Consider the following 629-nt stretch of genomic DNA (forward strand, 5'->3'; position numbering starts at 1 on the left):
GTTTTTACTCTCTGCCATTTCTCTGGTGTCTGTTTAAGGTGAATCATATCAAACAGAAAATACCCATCGCAGGCGTTTATAGCAGCATCTACAGACCGGGTAACAGATGTGTAAATGACAGCGTCAGAATACTCACCCCCGCCGCCCCAGCCATAGTTACCTACGTCAGGACCGCCAGCTACAAGGGCTGCTCCTTGAATGAGGGTTTTGGCCCGTGAACAAAATCCCTGCACAGTCCATTCGGTTGAGCCATAGATAGCTCCCGGTGTGGCATACGCTCCGATAAGCATCACATCCATAAGATCGGCGAACCCATATTTCCCATAGTTGGGACCTGCCCACTGCGGATAGTCAAGTGAAGTGTTGTAACCGGGGTTAGCCCAGTTTACCCCCACACCGTAGTATTGAGAATACCACCCGCCGACGTAAACGCCAAAAGAGATAGCAGGATTTTTAGCTTTAACCCTGCCTCTCGCTTTCTCCATAAAATCATGGATGGTTTTTACTCTGAATTCGAGCCACTGTTTGAAGTAAGGAGGTAGCGAGGCTGGCAAATAGGCTGTTTTTATATCTGCCCTCATAACATCGTCGGGGAATGAAACACTTTTACCCAGGTATGTTTCAAACAA

At 47.9% G+C, this 629-nt stretch carries 1 protein-coding gene; it reads right to left on the reverse strand.

The genetic code is table 11. The features are described 5' to 3' along the window. On the reverse strand, positions 1-629 hold a 629-nt coding region (locus ACNOHI_RS25060; RefSeq protein WP_420477442.1), incomplete at both ends, for an alpha amylase family protein.

Source organism: Noviherbaspirillum sp. ST9 (genome assembly GCF_048799745.1).
GTDB lineage: Bacteria > Pseudomonadota > Gammaproteobacteria > Burkholderiales > Burkholderiaceae_D > Noviherbaspirillum.